Origin of the sequence: Streptomyces carminius (genome assembly GCF_002794255.1) — a bacterium.
GTDB classification, from domain to species: domain Bacteria; phylum Actinomycetota; class Actinomycetes; order Streptomycetales; family Streptomycetaceae; genus Streptomyces; species Streptomyces carminius.
The window spans coordinates 203692-222328 of record NZ_PGGW01000071.1 but is presented as its reverse complement, the minus strand read 5'-3'; the positions used below and the strand labels follow the sequence as shown (position 1 = coordinate 222328).

General features: G+C 74.4%; 13 protein-coding genes. 8 read left to right on the top strand and 5 right to left on the bottom strand.

Going from position 1 to position 18637, the window contains the following annotated elements; genetic code table 11:
* Positions 1-240: 240 nt before the first annotated feature.
* The 3 genes from CUT44_RS32125 to CUT44_RS32115 all read right to left on the bottom strand — a co-directional run bounded on the left by CUT44_RS32125 (position 241) and on the right by CUT44_RS32115 (position 3342).
* Positions 241-1518 (bottom strand): HRDC domain-containing protein, encoded by a 1278-nt coding sequence (locus CUT44_RS32125; RefSeq protein ID WP_199185925.1) that lies wholly within the window; start codon positions 1516-1518, stop codon positions 241-243.
* A 274-nt stretch (positions 1519-1792) separates the two neighbouring features.
* Entirely contained in the window at positions 1793-2485 is a 693-nt protein-coding gene (locus CUT44_RS32120; protein WP_100205517.1) for a response regulator transcription factor, read from the bottom strand.
* A 176-nt stretch (positions 2486-2661) separates the two neighbouring features.
* The gene (locus CUT44_RS32115; protein ID WP_100205615.1) at positions 2662-3342 is read right to left on the bottom strand and encodes a DUF3000 domain-containing protein; all 681 of its coding nucleotides are present in this window, start codon (positions 3340-3342) and stop codon (positions 2662-2664) included.
* A 63-nt stretch (positions 3343-3405) separates the two neighbouring features.
* On the opposite strand from CUT44_RS32115, the gene hemE reads away from it, so the two are divergent.
* Positions 3406-4467: a uroporphyrinogen decarboxylase gene (gene hemE / locus CUT44_RS32110; protein WP_233221820.1), complete on the top strand. Its 1062-nt coding sequence runs from the start codon at positions 3406-3408 to the stop codon at positions 4465-4467.
* A gap of 309 nt (positions 4468-4776) precedes the next feature.
* Here the strand turns inward: hemE and CUT44_RS32105 are convergent, their stop codons facing one another.
* The gene (locus CUT44_RS32105) at positions 4777-5730 is read right to left on the bottom strand and encodes a DUF4349 domain-containing protein (RefSeq protein ID WP_100205516.1); all 954 of its coding nucleotides are present in this window, start codon (positions 5728-5730) and stop codon (positions 4777-4779) included.
* A 182-nt stretch (positions 5731-5912) separates the two neighbouring features.
* On the opposite strand from CUT44_RS32105, the gene hemG reads away from it, so the two are divergent.
* The 5 genes from hemG (at position 5913) to CUT44_RS32080 (ending at position 11655) form a co-directional block, all read left to right on the top strand.
* Positions 5913-7310, top strand: coding sequence for a protoporphyrinogen oxidase (gene hemG / locus CUT44_RS32100; protein WP_100205515.1), 1398 nt, complete (start codon positions 5913-5915; stop codon positions 7308-7310).
* Positions 7311-7314: 4 nt separating this feature from the next.
* On the top strand, positions 7315-8031 hold the full coding sequence (gene hemQ, locus CUT44_RS32095; RefSeq protein ID WP_100205514.1) for a hydrogen peroxide-dependent heme synthase: 717 nt from the start codon (positions 7315-7317) through the stop codon (positions 8029-8031).
* Positions 8032-8151: 120 nt separating this feature from the next.
* On the top strand, positions 8152-8571 hold the full coding sequence (locus tag CUT44_RS32090; RefSeq protein WP_100205513.1) for a helix-turn-helix domain-containing protein: 420 nt from the start codon (positions 8152-8154) through the stop codon (positions 8569-8571).
* A 10-nt stretch (positions 8572-8581) separates the two neighbouring features.
* Complete coding sequence (locus tag CUT44_RS32085; RefSeq protein ID WP_100205613.1) at positions 8582-8998, top strand: VOC family protein; 417 nt, start codon at positions 8582-8584, stop codon at positions 8996-8998.
* Positions 8999-9471: 473 nt separating this feature from the next.
* On the top strand, positions 9472-11655 hold the full coding sequence (locus tag CUT44_RS32080; RefSeq protein ID WP_100205512.1) for a UvrD-helicase domain-containing protein: 2184 nt from the start codon (positions 9472-9474) through the stop codon (positions 11653-11655).
* A 49-nt stretch (positions 11656-11704) separates the two neighbouring features.
* Here CUT44_RS32080 and CUT44_RS32075 read toward each other — a convergent pair whose 3' ends face one another.
* Positions 11705-17386: an AAA domain-containing protein gene (locus CUT44_RS32075; RefSeq protein WP_408646830.1), complete on the bottom strand. Its 5682-nt coding sequence runs from the start codon at positions 17384-17386 to the stop codon at positions 11705-11707.
* Between the two features lie 377 nt (positions 17387-17763).
* Here CUT44_RS32075 and CUT44_RS33340 point away from each other — a divergent pair, with 377 nt between their 5' ends.
* Positions 17764-17934: a hypothetical protein gene (locus CUT44_RS33340; protein ID WP_158239702.1), complete on the top strand. Its 171-nt coding sequence runs from the start codon at positions 17764-17766 to the stop codon at positions 17932-17934.
* A 25-nt stretch (positions 17935-17959) separates the two neighbouring features.
* On the top strand, positions 17960-18586 hold the full coding sequence (locus tag CUT44_RS32070; protein ID WP_233221819.1) for a hypothetical protein: 627 nt from the start codon (positions 17960-17962) through the stop codon (positions 18584-18586).
* Positions 18587-18637: the final 51 nt, after the last annotated feature.

The window sequence follows — 18637 nt, the reverse complement described above, 5'->3', positions numbered from 1 at the left end:
TCTCCTCCAGATGCGGCCAGGGGTCCGGGGGCCCACGGCCCCCGGGGAAGCGTGCGGTCGCCGTGCGGCGTCTTCCCGCCCTCAATGCTACCGGTGGGTAACCATTTGCGGGCAAGGGGCTCTCCGAAGGGAGGGGCGCACGTCACACGCGGACCGGCCGCCCGGCCGCCGCGGACCGTGCGGAAGCCCCGTCTCCGGGCGGTGCGCTCCTCCGGGCGGCGAGCCCCGGAAGGGGCGGGCTCAGCCCGGCTGCGCGATCGCCGCCAGCGCCGTGGTGAGCAGCTCCGCGGTCTGCTCGATCTGCCACTCGCGGGCCCCGTACCCGCGCAGCGCCCGCGCCACCCCCTCGGCGGTCGGCTCCGCGGGCGGCTCCCAGCACAGCCGCCGGACCGTGTCGGGGGCGAGCAGGTTCTCCTGGGGCAGGTCCAGCTCCTCCGCCCGCGCCGTCACGGCCGCGCGCGCCGCGGTGAGCCGGGCGGCGGCGACCGGGTCCTTGTCGGCCCAGGCGCGCGGTGGCGGCGGACCGTTCGGCGCCAGGGTGGGCTGGGGCAGCTCGGACTCGGGCAGGGCCCGGGCCCGCTGGATCGCGGCGTGCCACTGCTCCAGCTGCCGCCGCCCCATGCGGTGCCCGTACCCCGGCAGCGCGGCCAGCGCGGGCACACCGGAGGGCAGGGCGAGGGCGGCCTCCACGATGGCCGCGTCGGTGAGCACCTTGCCCGGGGAGACGTCGCGCCGCCGCGCCACCTGGTCGCGGGCGTTCCACAGCTCCCGCACGACCGCCAGCTGCCGCCGTCTGCGGATCTTGTGCATGCCCGAGGTGCGGCGCCAGGGGTCCTGGCGGGGAGCGGGCGGCGGGGCCGCGGCGATGGCGGCGAACTCCTGATGCGCCCAGCCCAGCTTCCCCTGGCGGTCCAGCTCCTCCTCCAGGGCGTCGCGCAACTCGACCAGCAGCTCCACGTCCAGCGCCGCGTACCGCAGCCAGGGCTCGGGCAGGGGACGGGTGGACCAGTCCACCGCGGAGTGCCCCTTCTCCAGGGAGCGGCCCAGGACGTTCTCCACCATCGCGCCGAGGCCGACCCGGGCGAAGCCCGCGAGCCGCCCGGCCAGCTCGGTGTCGAACAACCGGGTCGGGCGCATCCCCGTCTCGCGCAGACAGGGAAGGTCCTGGGTGGCGGCGTGCAGGACCCACTCGGTGTCCTGGAGCGCCTCTCCGAGCGCGGACAGGTCGGGGCAGCCGACCGGGTCGACCAGGGCGGTCCCCGCGCCCTCGCGGCGCAGCTGGACGAGGTAGGCGCGTTGCCCGTAGCGGTATCCGGACGCCCGTTCGGCGTCCACCGCCACGGGGCCCCGGCCCGCGGCGAAGGCGGCCACGACCTCGGCGAGAGCCTCGGGGGTGGCGGTCACGGGCGGAATGCCCTCGCGTGGTTCCAGCAGGGGGACCGGCGCCGGGCCCGCGTCCGCACCCTTCGGGAGGGGCTGGGCTGCGCTGCTCATGGCGGTTTCTCGGGCGTCGGTCACGCGTCAAGGGTATCTGTGAGCACGCAGTGCGCAGCGCCCGCCGACGGAACGTCACGTCGGCGGGCGGCTCGCACGGCGGGTCCGGGAGCCGGGGCGGGGATGGAGTCAGGGCCCCGGGCCCGGGCCGGACGGGTGGACGGATGGGGTGGGGGGTGGGGGTGGTCTCTCAGGTGTGAGGGGGGCGGAAGGCGGGGGATCGAGGGGGGAGTGGGGGTGGGTGACGGGAGAAGGGCGTGAAGGAAGCGGGGAAGCGGGGAAGCGGGGGAGCGGGTGCTCAGTGGATGATGCCGGTGCGCAGGGCGACCGCCACCATGCCCGCCCGGTCGCCGGTGCCCAGCTTGCGGGCGATCCTGGCGAGATGGCTCTTGACCGTCAGGGCGGACAGGCCCATGGACACGCCGATGGCCTTGTTGGACTGGCCCTCCGCCACCAGCCGCAGCACCTCGATCTCCCGGCCGGACAGCTCGCGGTAACCGCTGTGCTGGCCGGGTGCGCCCGGCGGGCGGCGGTGCATACGGGCGGCCGCGGTGGCGCCGATGGGAGTGGAGCCGGGGCGGCCGGCGTGGCCGGGGTGACCGGGGTGGCCGGGGTGACCGTGGGCACCGCGGGTGCCGGTGACGACGTACCCCTTGACGCCGCCGGCGAGGGCGTTGCGGACCGCGCCGATGTCGTCGGCGGCGGACAGGGCGAGACCGTTGGGCCAGCCGGCGGCCCGGGTCTCGGAGAGCAGGGTCAGGCCGGAGCCGTCGGGAAGGTGGACCTCGGCCACGCAGATGTCGCGCGGGTTGGTCACACGGGGGCGGGCCTCCGCGATCGAAGACGCCTCGATCACGTCCCTGACACCGAGCGCCCACAAGTGGCGGGTGACAGTGGAACGGACCCGGGGGTCGGCGACGACGACCATGGCCGTCGGCTTGTTCGGGCGGTAGGCGACCAGGCTTGTGGGGTGCTCAAGAAGAACGGACACCGGGCCTCCTGGGGAGTGGAGAGCGGACGGAAGCCGACTATGGGGGGAGTCGGGATGGACCCCGGGAGGGGTCACAGAGTCCTTCGGCAGCTCTCCGGTCCGGCTTTAGGGAATGATCACGAATGAGTGAGTGGAAATTTCCGGCAAACCGGACGTAAACCCGTTCCGGGGAACCGTCAGAGTGGCTGCGGGCCACGGCGCTGCGGCAGTGGTACGACGGCCGCACCCGTCCCGTCCTCGGGCGGCAGCCCCGCGCACTGGGACAGCAGGTCGCACCAGGCGTACAGATGCCCGCCCGCCGTGTTCCCGGGCAGCTCACCGAGCTCCCGGGGGGCCCTGGGGCTCCCGGGGTCCCTCGCCTCGCGCGGCGTCCAGGAGGCGCGGATCTCGATCTCCGAGTGCGGTGCCTGCCCCGCCAGCTCCCCGAAGGAGTGTGAGCTGGCCCGCGTCACCGTGCCGCCCGGTTCGGCGTACGCCGCGCGCCGGGCCTGGAGGGCACCGGTCAGCCACGCCCAGGTGACCTCCGGCAGCAGCGGGTCCGCGGCGATCTCCGGCTCCAGCTCCGCGCGGGCCAGGGTCACCACCCGGAAGGTGCCCTGCCAGGCCTCCTGGCCGGCCGGGTCGTGCAGCAGCACGAACCGCCCGTCGGCCAGCTCCTCGCCGTCCACCTCGACCGCCGCCTCCAGGGCGTACGCGAACGGGGCCAGCCGCCGGGGCGCCGGCAGCGGGCCGAGCCGTACCTCCGGCCGCGGCCGTACCTCCGCCAGGGCCGCCACGGCCTGCCGGAAGGGACGCGGGGCCTCCTCACCGCCGGAACCCTCCATGCCGTCCGCCAGGTGTGCTCGCGCCGCTGCCATGGGCCGCAGCGTAGGCGGAACGGGGGCGCCGGGCGGGTAGGGACACGTGCGAGACTTCTGGTTGTGACCGCCGACGACCACAGCCCCGCCCAGAACCCCGCCGCCGACTCCGCGTTCCTGCGCGCGTGCCGCCGCGAACCCGTGCCGCACACCCCCGTGTGGTTCATGCGGCAGGCCGGCCGCTCCCTGCCGGAGTACCGCAGGGTGCGGGAGGGCATCGGGATGCTCGACTCCTGCATGCGCCCCGATCTCGTCACCGAGATCACCCTCCAGCCCGTCCGCCGGCACCGGGTGGACGCGGCGATCTACTTCAGCGACATCGTCGTCCCGCTCAAGGCCATCGGCGTCGACCTGGACATCAAGCCGGGGGTCGGCCCGGTCGTCGGCCGCCCCTTCCGGACCCGCGAGGACCTGGAGCGGCTGCGGCCGCTGGAGCCGGACGACGTGGCGTACGTGACCGAGGCCGTCGGCATGCTGACCGGGGAGCTGGGCGCGACCCCGCTGATCGGCTTCGCCGGGGCGCCCTTCACCCTCGCCAGTTACCTGGTGGAGGGCGGGCCGTCGCGCAACCACGAGCACACCAAGGCGATGATGTACGGCGCCCCGGAGCTGTGGGCGGACCTGCTGGACCGCCTCGCGGACATCACCGCCGCCTTCCTGAAGGTGCAGGTCGAGGCGGGCGCCTCGGCCGTCCAGCTCTTCGACTCCTGGGCCGGCGCCCTGGCCCCCGAGGACTACCGGCGCTCGGTGCTGCCCGCCTCCGCGAAGGTCTTCGGGGCGGTCGCGGGGTACGGGGTGCCCCGGATCCACTTCGGGGTCGGCACGGGGGAGCTGCTGGGGGCGATGGGCGAGGCGGGCGCGGACGTCGTCGGCGCCGACTGGCGGGTGCCGCTGGACGAGGCCGCCCGGCGGATCGGGCCGGGCCGGGCGGTGCAGGGCAACCTCGATCCGGCGGTGCTGTTCGCGCCGCGTGAGGCGGTGGAGGCGCAGGCGCTGCGGGTGCTGGAGGCGGCGCGGGGGCTGCCGGGGCACGTGTTCAACCTCGGGCACGGGGTGCTGCCGGACACCGATCCGGACGCGCTCACCCGGCTGGTGGAGTTCGTGCACGAGCGGACGGTGCGGTAGGGCGGGTTTGCGGTACGGCGCGGTGCCGGGTGCCGACCCGGTGCGGGTGCGCCCGGGGGGCGCGGGCGCGGTGGGTGCCGGGTGCGGGGCCGGTCCGGGGCGGGTACTCCGGACGGCATTATTTACGGCCGTGACCGTGCCACGTTTCCTGAGCCGCTCATTGGCCGCAAATAACGCTTGAGTGTCCGGAGCACCCGCCCCTCCCCGTCCCCTCCCGTCCGTCTCCCGGCTGCGGGCCGCGCGGCGTACGGCTCGCGGTGTGCTCGTCGACGGCCGGCCCCTGTTCAACGGGGCCGGCCGTCGGGTGTCCTACTTGGTGTCGTCGGCCGGGGTCTGGGCGGTGACCGGGGGCGGGGGCGTCACCGGGGCCGGGGGCGCGGGGCGGGTACGCAGCCGGGGGGCGGGCAGGAGGCGGGGGCGGACCGTCCGCCACAGCAGCCACAGCAGCAGGGCCGTCGCGGCGAACGGCAGGGCCGCGCCGAGGACGATGATGATCCAGCGCAGGGTCGCGGTGAAGGCGTCCCAGCCGCCGGCCAGGGCGTCGCCGATGGTGGTCTCGTCGTTCTTCTCGGGTGCGGGTTTCGCGTCCGGCTCGCGCAGGGCCAGGGTGACGGTCGCCATTCCGGTGCGGGACTCCAGGGACTCCAGCCGGGCCTGGAGGGCCTCCAGGTCGGCCTGCCTGCTGCTCAGCTCGGATTCGAGGGACACGACGTCGGACAGGTCCGTGGCCGAGTCCATCAGCTCGCGGATCCGGTCGACGCTGGCCCGCTGGGTCCTGATCCGGCTCTCCACGTCCACGACCTGGTCGGTGACGTCCTTCGCCGAGACCTTCCGCTCCACGGGTTTGCCGAGTCCGGCCAGGTCCTCGAGGAGGGCGTCGTACTCCTGCGGCGGCACCCGCAGTGTGAGGCGGGAGCGCTCGTTGCCGTCGGCGTCCCGGTCGGTGGTCTCGTCGGCGACGTAACCGCCGGCGGTCTCCACCGCGGTGCGGGCCTCGGCCAGGGCGCCGGGGACGTCGTCGGCCGTCACCGTCAGGGAGGCGGTGCGGATGATGTGGGTGGGGGCGGGAGCGGGGTCCTCCGCTTTCGCGGTGTCCTGCTGCTGGACGCTGCCGGCCTCCCGGTCCGCGGCCTCGGGGGCCGCGGCGTTCCGGTCGCTCCGGGTCGCCTTGCTGCCGTCACCGCCGCCGGAGCTGCAGCCGGTGAGGGCGAGGGCGGCGGCCAGCAGGGCGGTGGCCAGGAGTGCTGGGCGTTTCGCGGTCATCGTGGGTCCCCCCGACACGATCGTGGATGTCGGGGGTTGGACGGACGGTGCGGCGGTCCGGTTGCCGGTTCCGGTAGCGAGGGGATCACGGTCCGGACTCGGCTGGATCACCGCCGGAGGGATCCGGGTGGGGGTGGCGGAGTACGGCCGGGGAGGGGTGGGGTGTCTGGAAGAGTGGGGGCATGCACGTCATCGTCGTCGGCGGCGGTATCTCCGGGCTCGCCGCCGCTCACCAGTTGTTGTCGGACGGCGCGCGCGTGACCGTCCTGGAGTCCTCCGGCCGGCTCGGGGGCAAGCTGCACGCGGGGCGGATCGCCGGTGTGGCGGTGGACCTGGGGGCCGAGTCGATGCTCGCCCGCCGCCCCGAGGCCGTGGACCTGGCCCGGGCGGCCGGGCTCGGTGACGCCCTCCGGCCGCCCGCGGCGGGCACGGCCGCGGTCTGGACCCGCGGTGAGGTGCGTCCGATGCCCACCGGGCACCTGATGGGAGTACCGGGCGACCCCGCCGTGCTGGCGGGAGTGGTCTCCCCGGAGGGCGTCGCCCGGGCGGCCGAGGACGAGCGGCTGCCGCGCACCGAGGTCGGCGAGGACGCGGCCATCGGTACTTATGTGGCCGAGCGGCTCGGCCATGAGGTCGTGGACCGGCTCGTGGAGCCGCTGCTGGGCGGCGTCTACGCCGGGGACGTCTACCGGATCTCGATGCGCGCCGCCGTGCCCGCGCTGTACGAGGCGGCCCGGGCGGAGCGCTCGCTGCTCGCCGGGGTGCGGGATGTGCTGGGACGCGCCGCGGGGCGGGGGGACGGTCCGCTGTTCCTGGGGGTAGAGGGTGGAATGGGGCGGCTGCCCGAGGCCGTCGCCGAGGCCTGCCGGGCGGCGGGCGGGCGGGTCCTCACCGGTGTCCCGGCGACGGAGCTGCGCCGTACCGGGCGGGGCTGGGCCGTGACCGCGGGCGGGCGGGTCCGGGAGGCGGATGCGGTGGTGCTCGCCGTGCCGGCGCCGGTCGCCGCGCGGCTGCTGGCGCAGGAGTACCCGGCCGCCGCGGCCGGGCTGGGGGAGGTGGAGTACGCCTCGATGGCCCTGGTGACGATGGCCTTCCGCCGCGGTGATCTGGGGCGGGTGCCGGAGGGCAGGGGCTTCCTCGTCCCGTCGGTGGACGGGCGGAGCATCAAGGCGTCCACCTTCTCGTCCGCCAAGTGGGACTGGTGCGGAGCGCAGGACCCGGACCTGTTCGTCCTGCGCACCTCGCTCGGCCGGTACGGGGAGGAGGAGGTGCTCTGGCGGGAGGACGCCGACCTGGTGGAGCTGTCCCTGAAGGACCTGGGGGCGGCGGTCGGACTCACCGCCCGGCCGGTGGACACCGTGGTCACCCGCTGGGAGGACGGGCTGCCGCAGTACCCCGTCGGCCACCTGGAGCGGATCGCCCGGGTGCGGCGGGAGCTGGGCGCGCGGGCGGGGCTGGTGCTGTGCGGAGCGGCGTACGACGGGGTGGGCATCCCGGCCTGCGTCGCGAGCGGGCGGGCGGCGGCGGAGGCGGTGCTGGGGGCCCGGGGGCGGGACGCGGTGGAGGGCGGGGGAGAATAGTGCCATGACTGCTGAACTCCGCAGGACGCCCAACGCGGGCAAGAAGGCCAAGGACCTCAACGAGGTCATCCGCTACACGCTGTGGTCGGTCTTCCGGCTGCGCGAGGCGCTCCCCGAGGACCGCTCCGGTCACGCGGAGGAGGTCCAGGAGCTGTTCGACCAGCTCGCCGCCAAGGACGTCACCGTGCGCGGCACCTACGACGTCTCCGGGCTGCGCGCCGACGCCGATGTGATGATCTGGTGGCACGCGGAGACCGCCGACGCGCTGCAGGAGGCGTACAACCTCTTCCGGCGCACCCGGCTGGGCCGCGCCCTGGAGCCGGTGTGGTCCAACATGGCGCTGCACCGCCCCGCCGAATTCAACCGCTCGCACGTCCCGGCCTTCCTGGCGGACGAGGAGCCGCGCGCGTACGTGTGCGTCTACCCCTTCGTGCGCTCCTACGAGTGGTACGTGCTGCCGGACGAGGAGCGCCGCGAGCTGCTCGCCGAGCACGGGAAGATGGCCCGCGGCTTCCCGGACGTGCGCGCCAACACCGTCGCCTCCTTCGCGCTGGGCGACTACGAGTGGCTGCTGGCCTTCGAGGCCGACGAGCTGCACCGCATCGTCGACCTGATGCGCCACCTGCGCGGCTCCCGGGCCCGGCTGCACGTCCGCGAGGAGATCCCGTTCTACACCGGGCGCCGCAAGCCGGTGACCGAGCTGGTGGCCGGGCTGGCGTAGGGGGGCGGGGCCCGTTCGTCCGGGGAGGGGGGTGGAGTACGCCCGGGTGCCGCGGTCGAGTGCTCCGGGTGGCCGGGTCTCCGCCGCGGCGGTGTCGGAGGGCCGTGGGAGGGTGGCCGTATGACGCTGGAGGACCTCGTCCGGCTGCGCCGGGCCCGTGACCTGATGGACCGTGACTACGCGGAGCCGCTCGACGTCCCGGCGCTGGCGCGCTTCGCCCTCATGTCGCCGGGCCACTTCTCCCGCAGCTTCCGGGCGGCCTTCGGGGAGACGCCGTACGGCTATCTGATGACACGCCGGATCGAGCGGGCCAAGGCGCTGCTGCGGCGGGGCGACCTGACGGTGACGGAGGTCTGCTTCGCGGTGGGGTGCACGTCGCTGGGGTCGTTCAGCTCGCGGTTCACCGAGCTGGTCGGCGAGAGCCCGAGCGCGTACCGGGCGCGCCGGCACGAGCAGGGGGCGGCCATCCCGGCCTGCGTCGCCAAGGTCTGCACCCGACCGGTCAGGAACGGAGAAGCGGAACCCGCCCCCCGCCCCTAGCGTGGGGCGCATGGACATCAAGCTCTCACAGTGCTTCATCGCCGTCGACGACCATGACAAGGCGCTCGCCTTCTACCGGGACGTGCTCGGCCTGGAGGTGCGCAACGACGTCGGGTTCGAGGGAATGCGCTGGGTGACGGTCGGCTCGCCCGCGCAGTCCGATGTGGAGATCGTGCTGGAACCGCCGCTGGCGGACCCGAACGCCTCGCCGGCCGACCGGCAGGCCATGGCGGAACTGCTGGCCAAGGGCATGCTGCGCGGCGTGATCTTCTCGACCGAGGACTGCGACGCCACCTTCGAGCGCATCCGCGCGGCGGGGGGCGAGGTGCTGCAGGAGCCGGTCGACCAGCCGTACGGCGTCCGCGACTGCGCCTTCCGCGACCCGGCCGGCAACATGCTGCGCTTCACCCAGCCCCGGGGGCAGTGAGCCCGGCCCGCCGCCGCTCGGTGAGCCTCGCGCCGTGTCCGGGCGCGGCGCGAGGTGAACGGGCCGCCGGCCGTGAGCCGGTGCGTGGTGGCAGCCGGTCGGCCGTCGCATTACCCGACCCGCCCTCCGTGCGCCGGGCCGCCGTGAGCGCGGTTCGGCCGCTGGTGACGATCCGAAGCCGGAGGAGCCGGCCGGGAGGGTCCCGTATCGCCCTCCTACGGATCCGGGAGATCAGGGCGGAGAATGTCCGGGGAAGCTCGTCGAGCGGGCGCGGGACAGCGGTCCGGACGGGGCGACGCGCAGAGGCCCTTGGGGACAGGCCCGGTAGGACATGGGCGGAACGATCGCATCGGCGGCGCGGGAAATGCTTGGTTGACTGAGTTCACGCAACGACTGTGCGTATTCCGCCACTCCGGACGGGACAGGTCTCTAGGCTGACCCCGGCCCCGCCCGCCCGCGATCCGAGGACGCCCATGCCCCGACTCGCCCTCTCCGAAGACTTCGTCGCGGACCTGGTCTCACTCCAGAGGCCCGTCCAGAAGGAGGTCAGCGACGCGATCCAGATGTTCCGGAGCATGACCGTCCCCCAGCTCCACGCCAGCAAGGGCATGCACCTGGAGAAGCTGGAGGGGGCGCGCGACCCCCGGATCCGCACGATACGCATCACGAAGCTCCACCGGGGCGTCCTCCTGGCCCCCGACGACGGAAGCGACCTGTTCACCCTGCTGCGGGTCGCGCCCCACGACGACGCGATCAACTGGGCCTGCAAGCGCGCCTACTCGGTCAACGGCGCCACCGCGGCCCTGGAGGTGCGCAACGTCGAGATGCTGGAGCAGATGGAGAGACACCTGGAGACGAAGGCGGACACCACCCCCGTCCGCCTCTTCGCGGGGCACTCCGACACCGTGCTGCGCGACCTCGGCATCGACGACCAGGTCCTGCGCCTGGCCCGGGTCTGCGTCACGGCCGACGACCTGAAGGTCATGGTCCCGCCCACGATGCCCGCCGACCAGTACGAGGCGCTGGAGTACCTGGCACTCGGCTACTCCGCCGAGGAGGTGTGGGACCAGCTGATCGCCCCGCGGGGGCAGACCGTGCGCACCGCCCAGGGCCGGCCGGAGGTCACCCTCACCGAGGCGATCCTCAACACACCCGACCGCATCGTGGAGGTGACGGGCCCCGGCGAACTGGAACGCATCCTCACCGAGGACCTCGCCCGCTGGCGCGTCTTCCTCCACCCCGCCCAGCGCCGATACGCCTACCACCCCGGCTTCACCGGCCCCGCCCAGGTCACCGGCGGTCCCGGCACCGGCAAGACGGTCGTCGCCCTGCACCGGGTGCGGCATCTGCTGCGCAGCGGCCGCGCGGGCGACCGGATCCTGCTCACCACCTTCACCAACGCCATGGCGGCCGCCCTGCGCGACAGCCTGGCGCTCCTGCTCGGCGACACCGACGCCCACCTGCTGGAGCGCGTCGACGTCACGACGGTGGACTCCCTGGCGGCCCGGGTCGTCAGGGAGGCGCGCGGCACCTCGCCCAGACCCCTGTCGGCCGCCGCCGAGAAGAGCGCCTGGACCCGCGCCGTCGGACGCGAGGAGGTGCCGTGGACGGAGCGGTTCCTGTCCCAGGAGTACCGCAACGTCGTCCTGGCACAGGGGCTGCGCACCCCCGAGGAGTACCTGCGCTGTGCCCGCAGGGGACGCGGCACACCGGTCGGGCGGGTGCAGCGGGCCCGGCTGTGGCGCGTCATGGAACAGTTCGCGGCGGACCTCGCCTCACGCGGCTCGGCGACGTACACCCAGCTGTGCGACCAGGCCGCCCGCGTCCTGGCCGGGACGGGGCCGCGCTACCGCCATGTCGTCGTGGACGAGGCCCAGGACCTCCACCCGGCGCAGTGGCGGGTGCTGCGCGCCTGCGCCGCTCCGGGGGCCGACGACATGTTCCTCGTCGGCGACCCCCACCAGCGCATCTACGACTCCCGCGTCTCGCTGCGCTCGCTGGGCGTCGACGTCCGGGGGCGCTCCTCCGTGCTGCGCCTGAACTACCGCAGCACGGAGGAGATCCTGCGCTGGTCCGCGTCCCTCCTCGACGGGCAGCCCGTGGGCCGGCTCGGAGAGGACGACGACGAGGACGGCGGTGGGGACGGCGGCCGGGACTCGCTGCGGGGCTACCGCTCCCAGCTCCACGGGCGCGTCCCGGCGGCACGCGGACACGCGAACCAGGACGAGGAGCTGCGGGCCCTGGTCGGGCAGGTGCGGACCTGGATCGACCAGGACGGCGTCAAACCGTCCGAGGTGGCGGTGTGCGCCCGGTTCAACACGCTGGTCGACGCGGTCATCGCCCGCCTGCGGCGGGAGGGCGTGCCGGCGGTCGCGGTCAAGGACGACCCCGGGCCGGAGGTGTCCGGTGTGCGGGTGGCCACCATGCACGCGATGAAGGGGCTGGAGTTCCGGTGCGTGGCGGTGGTGGGCGTGACCTCGGGCGTGCTGCCCTTCGCCCCGCAGGTGACGCCGGTCGAGGTGGACCCCGTCCAGCACCGGTCGGACCTGCTGGCCGAGCACTGCCTGCTGTTCGTGGCCTGCACCCGTGCCCGCGACGCGCTGGCGCTCTCGTGGAGCGGGGAGCGCAGCCGGCTGCTGGACCCGGTCGCCGGGTGAGACGGCGGGGCGGGACCGGACATCCGGACCGGCCCCGCCGCCCGAGCACTCAGGCCCGGATCTCCCGGACGACGACGGTGCGCGTCTTCTCCGGGGAGACCTCGTAGGGGATCTCCCGCCCCGGCGGCTGCCACATCAGGGCGTGCCCCAGCGGGGACGACGGGGAGACGATGTCCGCCTCGTCGGCGGACAGTTCGGCGACCGTGTAGAGGGTGTCCCCGTCGGTCCGCCCGTCGAACTCCAGGACGAGCAGCGCGCCGGGGACCACGACCTCCGGGGCTGCCTCCGGGCCGACGCGGACGGCGTCGAGGAAGCTCCGCAGGAAGCCGATCCGCCCGGTGCGCCGCTCGCGCCGGTCGGCCTGCGTCTTCCGGAGGAAGGCGAGGTTCGCCGCGTCCACGCCCTCGGGGGTCTCTTCCGGGGCGTCGACGGCGGCCTGTAGTTGATGCATCTCGCGCACCAGCCGCTGGAAGACGGTGGCGGGGATCTCCTGGACCGGCAGCGGACCGCGGGCGGTCCGGGGCGACATCTGTGCCCGCTGTGCCGGGGCCGCGGTACGTGCGGCGGTCCCGGCCGCCACCACCGGATCCCCCGCGGCGGCCGGGGTCGGTGCGTACGGGGCTGCGGGGCCGGAGGCGAGCGGTGCCGGCCGGGCCGGGGCGCCGGCCGAGGGGAGTCCGGCCTGTGTGTCCCCGGCGGGCTCCGCCGGGGACACAGCCTCCCGGGGCCCCTCGGAATCCTCCCGGACCGGCTCGATCCCCTGCTGCTCCAGTGCCGCCCACAGCGGCGCGAGTGCCTGCTCGCGATCGAGGTGGAACCGGCTGCCGCGGATGCGGACGAAGGTCCAGTCGACGCGCTCCAGATCACGCTGCCGGGCGGCCGCGGTGGACGCGTCCTCGCCGTCCGTGAAGGCGTCGCCGTCGCAGGCGACCGCGAGCCTGCGCGTTCCGCCCTCGACGACCAGGTCGATCGTGTGGCGGCCGACGCGGTACCCCGGCCGCACCCGGTAACCGCGCGCGACCAGCTCCAGGTACACCTTCTGCTGGAACAGGCTCTCGAACGCCTCGTGCCGCACGCCGGGCAGCACCTCCCCCTCGGCCGCGGCGGCCTCCTCCTCCGCGGGCCGGGTGAGGTGGTCGAGCCACCGCCGCCGCAGATCGTCGGCGTGGAACTCCTCCACCCGTGCGCTGTGGAACACCCACAGCTGGTCCTGGGCCCGGGAGGCGGCGACGTTGAGCCGCTGCTCGTAGGCCTTGCCGTTGAAGCCGCCCCGCACCGTCCCGGCGGCGGTGGTGGCCGAGTCGACACAGGAGACGAACATGATGTTGCGCTCGTCGCCCTGGAAGTCCTCGGCGTCGCCGACCCGCAGACGCCGCGCCGCGCGCTGCTCGTAGTCGAGGCGCTCGGCGAGCAGGTTCTCCAGCTCCGCCAGGTGCGCCCTGCTGCCGCGGAGGCTGATGACGCCCATGGTCCTCCCCTCGTACGCGGGGTCGGCGCAGCAGCGCACGACCGCGTCGACGAGCGCCTCCGCCTCGGCGGGGTTGACCAGCCGGGCGCCGGTGCCGACGGCCTCGCCGCCTTCGACGTGCACGGTGCGGACCGGCGGTAGCCGGTCGGCACCGTACTGCCGCAGCGGCTGGAGCCGGCCGTCGTAGCACAGCTCGTTGGAGAAGGAGATGATCTCCGGCATGCACCGGAAGTGCTCCTTGAGCATGAGTGTGCCGCGGCCCGCGGAGAGCGCCTCGGTGAGGTCGAAGAAGCTGGAATCGGGGCCGAACAGACTGCGGACGTCCGGCTCCAGCGCGGTGAGCAGCCGGTCCCGCAGGTGGAAGTGCTCGTCCTGCTTGAGTCCGACGTTGGAGGGGCTGACCTGCCTGCTGTCGCCGACGACGACCATCCGGTCGGCGAGCCAGCTCAGCAGCATGGCCTCCAGGCCGGACTGGCTGGCCTCGTCGACGATGACGACGTCGAACAGGCCGGGCCGGTCCAGGGGCACGGTCTCCGCCACCTGGTGCAGCGGCATGATCCAGGCGGGCACCGCCGTCTGCGCCCTGCGTAGCGCGGCCTGCGCGTCGCGCCGGTAGCGGTGCTGGTACTTGCCCTTGATGCGGCGGACGGCCTGCTGGTACGCGCTGAGCGCCCGGGACTGGTCGCCGGTGAGGAGCCCGAGGCAGCGGTGCCAGGCGCGGGCGGCGGCCAGCCGTGCGAGCACGATGCGCGCCTCGCCGTCGGCCTCCGTCAGCCGCCCGCGCAGGGCGTGCTCGGCCTCCGGGTCGGTGAGCCGCTCCATGCGGTCGCGCCACGCGGACCAGGCCCAGGCCTCGGCGAGACGAGGCAGCCGGGTGTCCCAGGCGGGCTCCCCGGGCGCGTCGGTGATGCGCTCGGCGAGGGCGGGGAACGCCTCGCGGACGCGGGTGAGCGCCGTGTGCTGCTCGGCCCGCAGCCGGGCCGCCTCGCGCACCTCGGCGATCTCCCGGCTGAACTCGCGGTAGCCGTCGGGGTCCTGGGCGCGCACGGTGTCGAGCGCGCGCTCCACGGCGGGGGAGACACCGGGCCGGTCGGCCCAGGCCCGCAGCAGTTCCTCGGTGTCCGCGACGACCTTGCGCGAGCGCTCGGCGGCGCGCAGCGTGGTGGCCGCACGCAGCAGGGCATGTACGGCGTTCTCGACGGCCGGGTCGTGCCAGGCGGCGACGGCCAGCTCCGGCGCGGTGGCCACGGCGGCCGCCACCTCGATGCGGGCGGCGGAGACGGCGAGCAGCGCCGTGAGGACCTCGGCCTCCTGCCGCAGCCGGGCGACCCGCGGGCCGTGCCCCTGCCAGGGGCCGGCGGGGGCGCCCCACTCGGACTCGGTCTGCGCCAGGCGCAGCTCCAGCCGGACGCGGGCGAGGACGACGGCCGCGGTCGCGGCGTCCTCCGGGGCCCGCCCGTCGACCCGGACGGCCTCCACGAACGCGCCGACGTGCTTGGCCAGCTTCGAGCGGATACCGAGCGGCCCGCGCAGCCGCTGCCCCTGGACGAGCCCGTCGTGCAGGGCGGTGGCCCGGTCGAGCGCGTCGGCCGGGGCGTACTGCTCCAGACCGCTGACCAGCGCGGTGCCCAGTGCGGCGAGCGAGGTGTCGACCGCCGCGAGGGCGTCGGTCACGGCGGCCTGCCGGCTGCGCGCCTGCCAGTCCTGTCCCTCGGCCACCTCCCTCAGCAGGGCCGCGGCCCACTCGCCGACCGGCCCGGCCAGGGCCGCGGCGCGGACCCGGGCGGTGGAGAACGCGTCCAGGGCCGCCGAGAGCCGCCGCTGTCCGTCCTCGCCGAGACCGCGCACGGCCGTGTCGTACGTCCGGCTCAGCGGGTCCTGACGCACCGCCGCGTGTGCCTCCTCGGCCGCCCGCACGGTGGCGACGGCCTCGGCGAAGTCGCCGGGGGACGGCAGTTCGGCGGGGCCGGGCACCTCGGCGGCCAGCGCCCGGTGGTGCGGGTTGAAGGCGCGGGTGGTGTGCAGCAGGCGCAGCGCGTCGTCGGCGCCCAGGGCGGGCTGCTCGCCCGGGACGGGGCCGATCCACTCGTACCGCTCCGCCTCGGCGGCCAGGCGCCCGGCGATCTGCTGGAGGCTGCCGCGGTAGTCGCCGATCTCCGCCTCGAAGCGGTGGGTCTCCTGCTCGCGCAGGGCGGCCAGGTCGCGCAGCAGGGTCTGCTGGTCGGTCCGGGCCCGGGCGAGCCGGGCCTGGAGGGCGCGGATCCCCTGCCGGGAGGTCTCCGGGGTGAAGCCGGTGTACTCGCCGAGGATCCGCTGCACGGACGCCTCCAGCTCCCGCTGGGCGGCGGCGCCGTCCTCGGTGCGGCTGACGCACAGGTCGCGGACGGAGGGCGGCAGCTTGTCCCGCAGGACGCGCAGCGCGCGCGGGGTGTGGCTGGTGATCAGGACCCGCTTGCCCCGGGCGAGCAGGTCGGTGACCAGGTTGGCGATGGTGTGCGTCTTGCCGGTGCCGGGCGGGCCCTGGACGACGACGAGTCGGTTGGTCCGCAGGCGTTCGGCGATCGTGCGCTGCTCCTCGTTGGCGGGAAGCGCGAAGAACACCTCGCCGCCGCTGTCCCCGCCGTCCTCGGCCGCCGCGAGATCGGCGGCGGTCAGCGCCCCGTCGCGGCCGGCGATGTGGGCGAGCAGCTCGGTGGGCGGGGTACCCGTGTCGATCTGTCGGGCGATGGTCTTGAGGGCGTCCAGCACCGACCGGCGGCTGCGCTCGCGCAGCACGAGCGCGGGTGTGAACCCCACCTGCGGCACGTCCGAGGTCCGCGGCCTGACGCGCTCGACGGACGGCAGGTAACTCCCGGCGCTGTGCGCGGCGTTGACCCAGCTGCGCAGGGCCCGGTGCAGGGGGTCGAGGTGCGCGGGGTCCGTCACGTCACCGGCGTCCTCCAGCACCCGGACGATCCCCTCCCGCACGGGACCGGGGACGTGCTGGGCGCCGTCCAGCATGCCCTCCTCCAGCTCCAGACCGGGGCCGGCCGGGTCCGGGGCGGCGGTGAGGGTGCCGGTGGCCGGGTCGAGCCGGATGGCGGCCCGGTGGGTGACCAGGTGCCGCTCCACCCGCTGGCCGTCGGTCGTCTGCCAGGTCAGACGCCCGAAGCCGAGGACGAGTTCGTACGCCTCGCCGAGGCTGGCGGCGTCCTCGTGCATCTTGTGCAGCCGGTCGTACAGCCGGACGGCCGGGTCGATCTCGCGGCGCCGTCCGGCCCAGGTGAGCCACTCCTGCTCCCAGGCGGAGTACAGCTTCTCGATCTTCTCCCGCTCGGGGTGCTCGTCCAGCTCGTGGTAGGTCTTCTCCAGCGGAATGCCGCGGGAGAAGTCGGGGAACTGCGGCTCGATCCGGCGGCGCAGGTGCGGGGCGCGGGGCTGCCGGAAGTCCCGTACACGGCCCTCGTCCACCCAGGGGGCGAGCAGGGGCCCGGGGCGCGGGGCGTCCTCGCGCTCGGGACGTGCGACGGTCAGCCAGGCCGGGGCGTCGTCACCGAGCGCCCCGTCGAGCATGACCTCGACGCCGGGGGAGTGCGGCAACTCCTCGAACCACACGAGGCCGGCCGCGCTGTCCAGCGTGCGCACGGGCCGGGCCCTGGACTCCTCCGCCTCGGCGAGGAACCGGAAGATCTGCCGTACGCGCGCGGCGTCGGTCCCGTCCGCCGAGGGCTCCGGTGCCGGGGCGGGCGCGGTGCGCCGGGCAGCGGACGGTTGCGGCGGTACGGCCGCAAGCGGTGCCCGGCCCGTGGACGTGTGCCCGGACCCGGCTGTGCCGACGGGGCCGCTCGCGGCCATGGTGAAGGTGACGCTCTCGCGCCCCTGGTGCGAGGAGGGGAACCGCACCTCGATGTCCAGCTCCGCCGCGGTCCCCGCGGGAACGCTGTAGGCCCAGGTCGCCGACATCCCGCGGCCCGGGCGCAGGGTGCCTTCGAACTCGTCGTCGAGCACGTCGCCGCCGTGGTCGTGGACTTGGCGGGCCGTCTTGCCGTGCGGACCGCCCCGCACGAGCAGGCCGATGCCCCCGGCGTCGACGGGCCGTCCGGTGCCGTTGCTCAGGTACAGGGTGCACCGCACCAGGTCGTCGCCCTGTCGGTAACCGGAGACGTCCCCGGGATCGGCGGGCTCGTACGGCACCACGTCATCGACACGCACGTGCAGACCGTCGTCGTACCCGTAGTCGGAACCGATCGGCAGCACACCGCCGTTCAGGCCGCTCCCGCCCACGCCCACCCCCACTGGTGCCGGAGGCCACCCGGTGGCCCCGCCTCGCGAAGTCCCACTCCCGTCCACCCCGAACCCGGAGAGACACATCCCCATGAGCCAGATTGTATGTGAACTAAGTGCACAGTTTGAAAGTATCAGGCTCCGTTCGGTTCAGCGCGCTGCGTGGCGAAGTTGTTACACAAAGCCGTCACGACTCCCGGAATTTACCGATGAATCCCCGTTTCGGCGGCCCTGCGGGGGGCTCGGTCGTCCGTCTCGGTTCTCCGAATGACTCGGTGAACACCATTGATGGTTGACGCAGTTCACAGCAAAGGGGCAGGCTTGGCTCGGCTTCCCCGTACGAGCTCCCAGTGCTCCCGGAGAAAGGAACACGTGCCGTGCACATGGAAGCGCTCGACGTCTCGCCCCCGTCGGCGGCCGGGTGGCTCACCCGGAACACCGACAACCGCCCGCTCGGCAAGGGCGCCGGGCGGGAGCCGCGAGGCGCCGAGCCGGTCCACCCGTGCGGCGGCTCCGGAACCTGCGTGGACAACCTGAAATGCGAGTAACGTTCCTCGGAGGGGAGCACCACCCATGCGACTGTTGAACGATCTCAAGCTGTCGCGGAACAAGGAAACGCGCGCAAGGAGGACGGGCGCGACCTGCTCCGATGAACCATCCGTCACACGCCCCGTCGAGTGGAAGCTGAGCGTCCCCGGACGCCCGACGCTGACGGTGCACGACAACCGCTGGGAGAACGGCGAACGGGACCTGACCCTCTACCAGCCGACAGTCGTCCCCGAGATGCCCGCAGCCCTCTCCAACCTGCACAACCGGCTGCGCTCCGGGATCGCGGGCTCGCGGGGCCGTGCGGAACTGCGCATCATGCTGTACCCCACATACGTCGACGGGCGGGGGAGACCGCGGATCAAGAAGTCCCTCACCACGGAGGAGCTCGTGGGCTGGGTGGGGCTGCGCCCCCTCCGGAAGCTGACCGAGCGCGAGGGCGTCACGCTGGAGCCCGCGTTCGACCGGCCGGGTCTGCCCGACGTCGATCTGGAGAAGCCGCAGGACGAGAAGCCGCTTCAGCACGCCCTGTTCTTCCCCGCCGAGGACGACAAGACGCCGGTGACCGCCTTCGTCCACTTCCGGATCGTGCCCGTCCTGCGCCACATCGGCTGGTTGCGCCCGGACTGGAGCCGGCCCGAGGGGGAGGAGTAGCCATGGCAGGCCGACAGTGCGACGGCAGGGTCCACGGTCTCAGGGGACAGA